Genomic DNA, 9,410 nt, shown 5'->3' on the forward strand with positions numbered 1-9,410 from the left:
CTACGAAATCTGGGGATTGACAAGCTGCTTGTTTCGTCCGTCTGACTTTGCCATGGGCTTCGCCCGGATACTTCGATCTCAAGTCGTCGGAGTGGGGAACCATCATCTACCCCTAGCGGGGCACGCAACTTTAGAGAGGGTCCGTGCCGGACGGGCGGCACGGGCCCTCTCGCACCTGTGGTGACGCACCATGAAGCCCCCCGGGTGCTCAGTTCCAGCCCGTGGGCCACACGTCGCGTGCACACAGGTGTGGCACGGCCGGCACGCCATCTGACCTGGTGAAACGCGAGATGTGCCATCCGCGCCACACGCGAGATCTTCCCGGCGGGGATAGCCGAGTGGCTGATCCGGTGCTGCGGACGTACGTTCAGCGACGAGAGGCGGATTCTCGTATCTGTCACGCACCGAGAGGCACAGCTGTGAGCGAAGACATCTGGGGCTATCGACCGACCGCGGGATATCAGCAGGGGATCGACCTCGTCGGTTACAAGGTCGAAGCCAGCGACGGCCACATCGGCAAGATCGACAAGCACTCCGAAGATGTCGGCTCCTCCTACCTCGTCGTCGACACCGGAGTCTGGATCTTCGGCAAACGGGTACTGCTGCCCGCCGGTGTTATTGAGCGCATCGACACGGCCGCAGAAACCGTCTACGTCAACCGGACCAAAGACCAGATCAAAGACGCTCCCGAGTTCGACGAGGCCAAGCACGCCGGCGAGCCCACCTACCTGGAGCAGTTCCGCCGCTACTACGGCCAGCCGCACATGTAGCAGAGCGAACCCCGGTGCTCGGGACTCCATCCGCAGGAAGGAGTCCCGAGCACGGCGTCACTACCGGGGCGCCTCGCCCGCCCCTCGCACACACGGGCCGATCAGTCGGTGGACAACGCCTGGAGGAGATCACCGACCTTCGGGTCCGGCAGAGCACGGGCGACGTCGGCCTGGGCGACCATGCCGACCAGAGTGTGCCCGTCGATGACGGGCAGACGCCGGACCTTGTGCTCACTCATGGTGCGCAGGATCTCCTCGGCATCATCGTCGGCTCCGATGGTGACCGCCTCGCCCTGGGCGAGGTCACCGGCCTTCACCTCGGCCGGATCCTTGCCTACCCCCAGAACCTTCACCACAATGTCGCGGTCGGTGAGCATGCCCTTGAGCCTCTCGTCCGTGCCGCAGATCGGCAGCGCACCGACCCCCATCTCGGTCATCTTCTTCGCGGCCTCGAGCACCGTCTCCTGGGCGCCGATGCACTCGGCGCCCGCCGTCATGATCTCTCGCGCGGTCGTCATCCGGCAGCACTCCTTCTTCCTCACCTACGGGTGCGGGCCACGCCGCTGAAGCGGAGAAGCCCTGGGCACCCCATGGGTGCCCCGCACCAGCGCCCGCTAACGGCATCGGCCGGTCGTCCACCCGGTGGCGCTCACTCGACTGGGCGGATAGCTGACCGAGAACTTGGCCGCCTATCTTCAGTACTTTCGCGTCCAGGCACGGATCTCCAGGCCCACGATGACTGCATCCGGGTCGAGGCGTGTGTACCGCGGCCGCGACGTCTCCGCCGGCGGCGTCGACCATGGCTTTGAACTGGACGCCGTCGAAGCCCTTCTCGCCTGAGCCGGGACCGCCGACGTTGGGACGCATCCGCCTGCCCAGCTCGGCCTCGGTCGCCCGCGGTGCCGCCCCCGCATCCGGGCGGGTTCTTTCTGTTGCGCGACGAAATCCGCTCCACGCACCTGCAGGAAACCGCTTTGTGGTAGCGCAAGGTCAACGGCTCAGACCACGATGCGAACACGCCAAGGTCCATGGTGGACAAGGGATTTGATGGGTCCTGATGAATCGTCCGGGTACGCGTGCGGCCGCGGTTCGCGGGTCGTCAGCAGCCGCCGCCTTCCGCCGTGCCGGCGACGGCTTCGAGACGGCAGAAGCAGGACGCGTTGATCGGTACGTCCGCCATGGCGGAAGCGAGCTTCAGTTGCTGGGCCACGATCTGCGCTTCCGCGCTCTTGCCCAGGCGCAGGAGACACTCGTGGAATCCGTGCAGTGCCCATACGTTGCCGGGGTGTTGCGAAGGACGCGGCAGCGTGTCGTCGAGGCCCAGGTCGGCCCGGTAGACGGCCTCCGCCTCTTCCACACGTCCCTGTTCGAGAAGCAGGGCGCCGTACGCGTGCCGTGTGGGCTGCATCCATCCCCACGGCTCGTCGTAGGGAAGGTTGTCGTCGAGTGTGATCGACCGCTCCAGTGCGGCGAAGGCGGCGTCGTGGTTCCCCTTGCGGTAGTCCAGTTCGCCGTCGAGCATCGCCGACGCGATCGCGAGGATGTCGACGCAGGTGTTGTTGAACAGCATGCGTGACTCGGGTACGCGGGAGCCGGCCTGACGGAACAGTCCGCGTTCGGTCTCCGCCTCGGGAATCCGGCCGGTCGCCGAGAAGGCGACGCCGCGGGCGTAGTGGAGCATCGCCGTGGTCGCGCAGTACAGCTCCGGGTCGGCGGGCAGCGGCAGTTCCAGGATGTCGGTCCAGCGGAGCGGTTGCGAGCCGAGCCGGGGGAGGGCGACATCGCGATCGGCGGCGCGACTCTCGCCGCCGAGGCGGCCGCGTTGGGTCTGATCGACGAGTACCGGGCCATGGTCTACCCGGTGCTGGTGGGCGGTGGCATTCCGTTCTTTCCCCAGCGCGAGCGCCGGGTGGATCTCGAACTCGTCGAGACCCGCACCTTCAGCTCGAGAGTCGTCTACCTCCACTACCGCGTGGCGCGCTAGCTAGCAGAGACGGATGGAGCGCCAGCTCCGGGCATTGCGGCTGATCAGCCCGTGCTGCTCCAATCTTCCGAGCTGGTACGCCGTCGAGCTCGTGCTGGACAGACCGACCTGCTGACCGATCTCCCGGATCGTCGGCCCTTCGCCGTGCTCGGCGATCCACTCGCGGACGCAGATCAGGATCCGGCGCTGTATCTCGGTGATCTCGTTCATGCTGCCTCCGTCCAGCCGCGCGCACGGACGTGGTGCCGCAGCTCCGCTCGGGCGGCAGGCGATCGGCCTGCCTCGGTCCAGAACGGGTGACCGGCCAGTCGGCACGACAGCAGGATCAGGCGGTGCCGGAGCGCCGTCGTGCTGGCCGCGGGGGAGCGGCGGTCGAGCTCCTCGTATGTGCGGAGCCAATCCTTCTGCATCTGCACCAGGTCGTCGGGGAAGCTGGTTCGCGCCATGACACGATTAGAGCATGTGTTCGATTCCTGGCGCATGGGAGACACGCCGCGGGATGCGCCCCGACCGGCAGCGGCCGACGCTGGAGTCATGAGGGCCATCTGGTCCGGCGTGATCCAGTTCGGGATGGTCGCGCTGCCCGTCCGGCTGTACGGGGCGACCGAGGAGCACGCCGTGCGGCTGCACGAGATCCACGCCGCCGACGGCAGCCGGGTCGAGCACCGGCGCTTCTGCCGTGCCGAGGGCCGGGAAATCCCGTATGAGGAAGTAGGGCGCGGCTTCGCGATGCCCGACGGCCGCCTGGTGCCGCTCACCGAACAGGACCTGGCGCGCCTGCCGCTGCCGACGAAGCACACCTGTGAGGTGCTCGGCTTCGTACCGGGCGCGGACATCGACCCGATCAGTTTCGCCAGGCCCTACTACGCAGGCCCCCAAGGGCCGGGTACCGAGAGGCCGTACGCGCTGCTCGTGGAAGCCCTCGCCCGCACCGGAATGGTCGGCGTGGCCAAGCTCGCCATCAGAAGCCGGGAGCGCCTGGCACTGCTGCGCCCGCGCCGCGGCGTACTGGTCGTTCAGACCCTGCTCTGGGAGGACGAGCTGCGTGAACCCGGTGACCTGGCCCCGTCGGCGCCGGTCACGGACCGGGAGCTGGAGCTGGCCGAGGTGCTGATCAGGGAGCTGACGGGTGTTGAGAAGCGCGAACTGCACGACGAGTACGGACATGCCCTGGAGCAGCTGATCGCGGCACAGGCCAGCGGCGCCGAGCTGGCCGAGCCGCCTGCGCAGGCGGTGCCGGCAGTGGATCTGATGGCCGCCCTGGAGGCGAGCGTACGAGCGGCGCGGGCCGAGCGCGGCGACTGAAGCGTCGGAATTGATCGCCGAGCTGCGTCGGATCCTGCCTGGACCCCAGGGTGCGCGTGCGTCGGCCCCTCCCGTGGGGAGGCCGGGAGGGACGGCGCGGCCCCGCCCAGGTGCACACGGGCGGGGCCAGGGTGGGGGGCCTCCGCCGGGGGGCTCGAGGATCACCGCGTCACAGCATTGCACTGGATTCGGCCACACAACAGAGTCGTGACTGGAATAAGTCGCATCCCCTGAGCTGGGGTGTTGCGACGATCACTCGAACTCAGGGATCGGCGGGGGCCGCAGTCGTCTGCAGGTGGCGTGACCAGGGCGCGCCCGTTCACGCGGGCCAGCAGGTGGGTGCTCGCGGTGCGGGGGCCTGGGCGGCGGAGTGCTTCCATGAGTGCCGGAGGTACCCGATTTTGCTGGGTTCCTGCCCGGTGGTGGCGGCGATCTCCTCGAGTTCGCAGCCGACGATGTGGTGCAGGACGATCGCGTCGTACTGCTCGGGTGTTTCCACCGGGATGGGCAACGGCGGGGTGCGGGCGGACGCATCGGCGGATCATGCCTTCGTCGCCCGTCGGCAGCGCGATGGGCGCCGCGTGCAGTGCGCATCGGGGGGGCGCTGCGAGGGGCACACGGATGGGGTGGGAAGCGTCCCGTGTCGGGGGTTCCACTCGTTTGTGTGACTGGGGCGCTATGGGGTGAGCAGGAGGCGGCCAGGGGTGGTTCGGGGGCGCTCGTTTTCGCGCAACTTCGTTGTGACTTCGGTCACTTGGCCTGTCGGACTTCCCGGGTGGTTCGCCTCGGTGTGTTCGTTTGCCCCTGCTCGGGAAGGCTTTGTGGACGAGAGTTCGACGCCCGAAACTACGTGGCGTTCCACCTTGTGATCATTGGGTGATTTTTCCTGGCGGGGCGATGAGTGATCGGGCGTCGTTCTCGACATCGTGGTGTTCAGAGCCAACTGGCTCCCGGTGCGGGCTTATTGCCGTGCCGCCTCAACGAAGAGGAGCTGCGATGAGTACTGCACGCCGGAGGCCCGAGTGAGCGACGACGACGTCCTCGGTGACGTCTCGCCCCAGGACGGATGCGGCCAGCCGGTGCGTGCGCCGCTGTCCCTGCCCCTGGACTACGAGGGTTTCTACCTCGGCCACCAGGAGTTCTTCCACGCTTTCGCCGAGATCCATCTCGGCAGCCGCCGGGCTGCCGAAGAGGTGGTCCATCAGGTGTTCCTGGAGATCCTGGCCGGCTGGGAGCAGCTGCTGCAGGAAGGTGACCTGGAGCAGCAGACCCTCACGGTCCTGCACCGCCGTGTCACCCGCCGGCTCGAGGGCGAGGGCCGCACTCCCGCCTTCGTGATCAACGGGCCGATAGTCCAGAACCTGCGCGCGATCAGGAACGAGCTGGAGATCAAGGACGGCGCCAGCGGCCTGTACGAGGCCATCGCCGCGCTGCCGCCCCGGCCGTTCATCGTGATCGTGCTGCGCCACCTCCTGGGCTACAAGACCGCCCGCATCGCCCGGTTCATGGGCCTGGACGCTCGCACCGTCGACTACCACGGCCGCAAGGGCAGGGAACGGCTGCGGGTGCAGCTGAAACTGCCCGCGGCCCCGGGCAAGAACAAGAAAGGGGAAGGACAGTGACCCCCTCGCTCGAGGAACTTCTCGCCGACGCTGTCATCCCGACCACGTCCCCGGCCTCCTTCGACGTCGGAGCCGCGCTGCGCCGGCTGGCCGCCGACGCGGCGCAGGCCGCGCCGCCGCCGGACATGGCCCGGGCCGCTCAGGCCGGCCAGCGCCTGGCCGTGGTCTCCCGCTGGATCCTCAACGGGCCCGGCGCCGCCACCCATGTGGACCGCCTCGCCGAAGGCCCCCAGTCCACCCCCGTGGAGGAGGCCCAGCTGGACGAAGAGGGCGCCGCCGTCTTCGCCTGTCTGCTGTATCTGACTGGCCATCCCGAGAGTGCCCAGTTCTGGTGGCAGCTCGCCGCCGGAGCCGGTCACCGGGCCGCCGCTTACTGCCTGCACCTGCACCACCTCGCGCTGGGGGAGATGCGGGAGGCCCAGCACTGGCGCCATCAGGTCACCGACTCCGTGATCGACGCCGACGCGCCGGACGAGGGGTTCCTCGCCATGCTCGAGGTGGTCGCGCGCTACGTACGCCAGAACGGCTCCACGGCGAGTGCTCCTACCGGGGGCCTGGAGATGGAAGTTGACCGGCTGGCGGAACACGGCACCAACGCCTGCATCATCGTCTGCCGGCCCGACCGGCGGCTGGCCGACCGCCTCCACGACTTCACCCGCCGCTGACCACCCGTCATAAAGCAAAGGAGCCCCGCTCCAACCCCGGTTCCTAGGCTTCCGGTCGGAAGGGCTCCTCGCACGACGCCCCCGGAAGACAAGGACATCTGACATGCACCATAGCCCTGCCCGCCGCCCCCGGCGCAAGACCACCGAAGCCGTACGTCGGCTGATCCGCTGGGCTGGCCGGCGCCGCCGTGCCGCCACCGGCCTCCTGCTACGCGGCGCCTGCTACGGTGCCGGCACCGGAGCCGTGAGCATCCTCGCCGTCTGGGTAGAACGGCACCTATGACCCCCTGCTTGCTGCACATCCGGCCCCGCGCGCCCACAGGCGGGGCCGGATGCCGGCGCGACACCGAGAGTCTGATCGCGGAAACAGCCCTGGTTGCGGCGACCTGGGCGGCCGCCGGTAGTCGACTTGCTCCTCGCCGGTCGGCTCGCCTCGGTGACCCGATCACGCGGACCGTCTCGCACGCCTTCGGCCGGCCACCCGCGAATCCGGTGGCTGGCATGCGCCTCATCGCAACGGGAAGCTCAGGTCCATAGAACGCAGAGCCGCCGCCAGGGCCGGTTCATCGCCGAGGTCGAGGGCCGTATCTGTCAGCTTGATGACGTGTTCGTCGCCGTGCGCCAAGGCCCGTTCAAAAACCTCTTCGGGGGTGAAGGTGCCGGGCGGGGTGTATGCGACCGACGCGGCCGGTGCGTACATCGCGGTCACTGCCGCGGAGGCCGCCCCGCCGGTCCTCACCCCCCGTAGGGGAACGGCGGAAGGACAGAGCCCCGGCACCAGTGAGCCGGGGCTCCGTCGCATTTCCGGACCACTGCCGAGCCAGTTGCGGACCGCGAACGGTTCCAGAAAGACGAAGAGCGGCCCGCCTCGGGGACAGGCCGCTGTCGCGTTCGGTTTCGGTCTACAAGTCCAGCACCGCGCGGAGGGCCTGGCTGACGCGTTCCATCGCCGCCGTATCGACGGTGCCCAGCAGTTTGGCGCCGTCGAAGCGCGCAACCCTCAGCTGTTGGATGTTGACGGCGACTGCGGTACACGGCAACGGCTCGTCGAGCACCACGGACATCGCAGTGTCCGGGAAGCGCCCGGAGGGATGCAGCACGATGGCGAGTACCGCGCCGTAGGCCTGTTCCAGGCCGTCGAGCGACACGACGAGTACGTTGCGCCCGTCGCCGAGCGTCCAGATTTCCCTCCGCTTCACAGAGTGTCGCCCTCGCCGCACAGGTCATCGCCGAGCCCGAGCTCGGCGAGACGCTGGGCAGCGTCGAGTACAGCCTGTCGGCGGGCGGCGCGAACGATGTATGCGTTGAGGGACAAGCCCGCGGCGGTCGCGCCGGCGCGAATCGCCGGGTCGAGGTCATCGGGTATGCGGAGCGTCATCACAGCCATGCCACCAAACTAGCAACCGGATAGCGGTTGCACAGGTGGTGGCGGTCGTTTCGCGTGTAGAAGCGAATCAGCCGGGAGCGGTCCGCTACAGGGTCCACCCGCCCGCGGGCGACGAGAGCCTTCCGGGACGTGATCACCGCGGCGGCGCATGCGGCATGGACGTGCTGAACAGCAGCCGGTCCGAGGGCTGGGAGGTACTGCGGTGCCCGACCCGTAGGCCGGGCTGCGGCCAGGCGTACCACCGCGTCGTGACCGAGGTGGAGCCGTCCAGGTCGACGGCCACCTGATACACCACCTTCCCGTCCGCGTGGTCCTGGCGAGCAGTGACCGTGGCCCAGCGCCACCGACTGCGGGAGCGGACCAGGAGGGCGGGCGGATCAGTCCGTGGCCACGTCCAGATAGGCGGGGGAGGGCCGTCATCCGGCCGCCACGGCCGCGCCTCCACCGGCTCGGGCACTGAATCGCTCACAAGTTCGATTGTATGCGCCAGGCTGCAACCTAGAACGGCGGCGTACCGTCGCCGGAGATGGGCACAGAGGTGAACTCATCCTCATGGCTGTACGTGACTTCACGCAGGAACACGCGGCGCTCTTGCCCGTCTGGCATGCGAAGCCGAACGTCGTCGCTGTCTTGCAGGTCAAAGAACATCTGAGTCGGGATGTCGTGCAGGATGCCGCGCCACTTGTGCTCGGTCTTGATGCCAAACACTTCCAGGCGAGCATCGACGGGGATCTGTAGCTCACCCGCGATCAGCAAGGCGTCACCGCCGTAATTGGGACTCGTCATGCCTCTATCGTCCGGCCGCACGAGACAGCCTGCGAGCTCGCTGTCACGGGACAACGCCCCCGCCACTCGCCCCGGCACCGACCGCAGAGCACTAGGCACTGTTTCTCGGATCACGTGCGGAGCCAGATCGTGAGGGCCGCGAGGGTGAGGGTGCCGAGGTAGATGTAGGCCGGTGTCTGCGCTGGTCGAGACGTTCGGGGATGGTGTGCCGGATTCCGCGTCGTCGCAGGTAACAACGGTTCCTCCGCGACGTGTAGGCCTTGTCCGCCAGCACCTGGTCGGGCCGGGTGCGAGGCCGTCCGGCTCCGCGGCGGGGCACGGAGACCTGCTCCAGCACTCGAGCTGGGGGCCGTCACCGTAGTGTCCGGGTGTCAGGACGAAGGCGAGGGGCCGGCACCGTCCCTCGGCGACGAGGTGGATCTTGGTGGTGAATCCTCCGCGGGAACGTCCCAGACATTCGCCGATCTGACCACCTCCTCCAGCCGGACGGCCAGTTTCCGCAGCACCGGATCGACCTGATTCGTCCCCCGGCCTGCCCCCTTTGAGGAACCGCGGCGGGCGCCGCTTTCCTCGCGCCGGCGGCGTGCTGGTGGGCCCGCACCGCGGTCGAGTCCGCTCCTCCTGGATCAACCAGGTGGAGCGGTGGTTCGGCTTCCTGGCCGACCAGATGATCCGCCGGGGCACACACAAGAACGTCCAGGTCCTCGAAGCCGACATCCGCGCCTGGGTCAAGAACTGGAACGAAGACCCCAAGCCGTTTATCTGGACCAAGACGGCCGAGGAGATCCTCGACTCCCTCGCCCGTTTCTGCCGACGGATCTCCGGCGCAGGACACTAGTGTCCTGCGCCAGTAGTTGATCGTTAGTAGTTGCGTCAGTTCCTCGTCGGGGC

At 68.2% G+C, this 9,410-nt stretch carries 13 protein-coding genes and 4 pseudogenes; 6 read left to right on the plus strand and 11 right to left on the minus strand.

Features of this window, described 5'->3' with window-relative positions; genetic code table 11:
• Positions 1-419: 419 nt before the first annotated feature.
• Positions 420-770, plus strand: a complete 351-nt coding sequence (locus tag J7E87_RS33820) for a PRC-barrel domain-containing protein (protein WP_215098487.1) — start codon at positions 420-422, stop codon at positions 768-770.
• A gap of 101 nt (positions 771-871) precedes the next feature.
• Here J7E87_RS33820 and J7E87_RS33825 read toward each other — a convergent pair whose 3' ends face one another.
• Together J7E87_RS33825 and J7E87_RS33830 are read right to left on the minus strand one after the other, a co-directional pair.
• The gene (locus J7E87_RS33825) at positions 872-1,288 is read right to left on the minus strand and encodes a CBS domain-containing protein (protein WP_215098488.1); all 417 of its coding nucleotides are present in this window, start codon (positions 1,286-1,288) and stop codon (positions 872-874) included.
• A gap of 581 nt (positions 1,289-1,869) precedes the next feature.
• A pseudogene (locus J7E87_RS33830) lies at positions 1,870-2,517 on the minus strand (hypothetical protein); the annotation flags it as partial.
• Between J7E87_RS33830 and J7E87_RS33835 the strand changes: the two are divergent.
• Positions 2,518-2,754, plus strand: a pseudogene (locus J7E87_RS33835) (dihydrofolate reductase family protein); the annotation flags it as partial.
• Here J7E87_RS33835 and J7E87_RS33840 read toward each other — a convergent pair.
• Both J7E87_RS33840 and J7E87_RS33845 read right to left on the minus strand, forming a co-directional pair.
• Entirely contained in the window at positions 2,755-2,964 is a 210-nt protein-coding gene (locus tag J7E87_RS33840; RefSeq protein WP_215098489.1) for a LexA family transcriptional regulator, read from the minus strand. It lies immediately after the preceding pseudogene.
• The gene (locus J7E87_RS33845; RefSeq protein ID WP_215098490.1) at positions 2,961-3,200 is read right to left on the minus strand and encodes a hypothetical protein; all 240 of its coding nucleotides are present in this window, start codon (positions 3,198-3,200) and stop codon (positions 2,961-2,963) included. Before J7E87_RS33845 ends, J7E87_RS33840 begins: the two co-directional genes overlap by 4 nt.
• Positions 3,201-3,288: 88 nt before the next feature.
• On the opposite strand from J7E87_RS33845, the gene J7E87_RS33850 reads away from it, so the two are divergent.
• Entirely contained in the window at positions 3,289-4,059 is a 771-nt protein-coding gene (locus tag J7E87_RS33850) for a Ku protein (RefSeq protein ID WP_215098491.1), read from the plus strand.
• Positions 4,060-4,378: 319 nt separating this feature from the next.
• Here the strand turns inward: J7E87_RS33850 and J7E87_RS33855 are convergent, their stop codons facing one another.
• Complete coding sequence (locus tag J7E87_RS33855; RefSeq protein WP_215098492.1) at positions 4,379-4,558, minus strand: hypothetical protein; 180 nt, start codon at positions 4,556-4,558, stop codon at positions 4,379-4,381.
• A 523-nt stretch (positions 4,559-5,081) separates the two neighbouring features.
• Here J7E87_RS33855 and J7E87_RS33860 point away from each other — a divergent pair.
• Together J7E87_RS33860 and J7E87_RS33865 are read left to right on the plus strand one after the other, a co-directional pair.
• Positions 5,082-5,681, plus strand: a complete 600-nt coding sequence (locus tag J7E87_RS33860; protein WP_215098493.1) for an RNA polymerase sigma factor — start codon at positions 5,082-5,084, stop codon at positions 5,679-5,681.
• Positions 5,678-6,346 carry a hypothetical protein gene (locus J7E87_RS33865; RefSeq protein ID WP_215098494.1) on the plus strand — a complete coding sequence of 223 codons (669 nt, stop codon included), beginning with the start codon at positions 5,678-5,680 and terminating at the stop codon, positions 6,344-6,346. The genes J7E87_RS33860 and J7E87_RS33865 overlap by 4 nt, the downstream gene beginning before the upstream one ends.
• Positions 6,347-6,854: 508 nt before the next feature.
• Here the strand turns inward: J7E87_RS33865 and J7E87_RS33870 are convergent.
• The 6 genes and pseudogenes from J7E87_RS33870 to J7E87_RS36660 form a co-directional block, all read right to left on the minus strand.
• Positions 6,855-7,070 (minus strand): annotated as a pseudogene (locus J7E87_RS33870) (hypothetical protein); the annotation flags it as partial.
• 178 nt (positions 7,071-7,248) lie between these two features.
• Complete coding sequence (locus tag J7E87_RS33875; protein ID WP_215098495.1) at positions 7,249-7,545, minus strand: hypothetical protein; 297 nt, start codon at positions 7,543-7,545, stop codon at positions 7,249-7,251.
• Positions 7,542-7,733 (minus strand): toxin-antitoxin system HicB family antitoxin, encoded by a 192-nt coding sequence (locus tag J7E87_RS33880; RefSeq protein ID WP_251018402.1) that lies wholly within the window; start codon positions 7,731-7,733, stop codon positions 7,542-7,544. Before J7E87_RS33880 ends, J7E87_RS33875 begins: the two co-directional genes overlap by 4 nt.
• Positions 7,734-7,866: 133 nt before the next feature.
• Complete coding sequence (locus tag J7E87_RS33885) at positions 7,867-8,202, minus strand: hypothetical protein (protein ID WP_215098496.1); 336 nt, start codon at positions 8,200-8,202, stop codon at positions 7,867-7,869.
• Between the two features lie 29 nt (positions 8,203-8,231).
• Positions 8,232-8,519 carry a hypothetical protein gene (locus tag J7E87_RS33890; protein ID WP_215098497.1) on the minus strand — a complete coding sequence of 96 codons (288 nt, stop codon included), beginning with the start codon at positions 8,517-8,519 and terminating at the stop codon, positions 8,232-8,234.
• A 169-nt stretch (positions 8,520-8,688) separates the two neighbouring features.
• Positions 8,689-8,972: pseudogene (locus J7E87_RS36660) on the minus strand (IS5/IS1182 family transposase); the annotation flags it as partial.
• Positions 8,973-9,060: 88 nt separating this feature from the next.
• On the opposite strand from J7E87_RS36660, the gene J7E87_RS33895 reads away from it, so the two are divergent.
• Positions 9,061-9,357 (plus strand): hypothetical protein, encoded by a 297-nt coding sequence (locus J7E87_RS33895; protein ID WP_215098498.1) that lies wholly within the window; start codon positions 9,061-9,063, stop codon positions 9,355-9,357.
• The last annotated feature ends 53 nt before the right edge of the window (positions 9,358-9,410 follow it).

It is taken from the genome of Streptomyces sp. ISL-1 (assembly GCF_018614585.1).
Classification (GTDB): domain Bacteria; phylum Actinomycetota; class Actinomycetes; order Streptomycetales; family Streptomycetaceae; genus Streptomyces; species Streptomyces maoxianensis.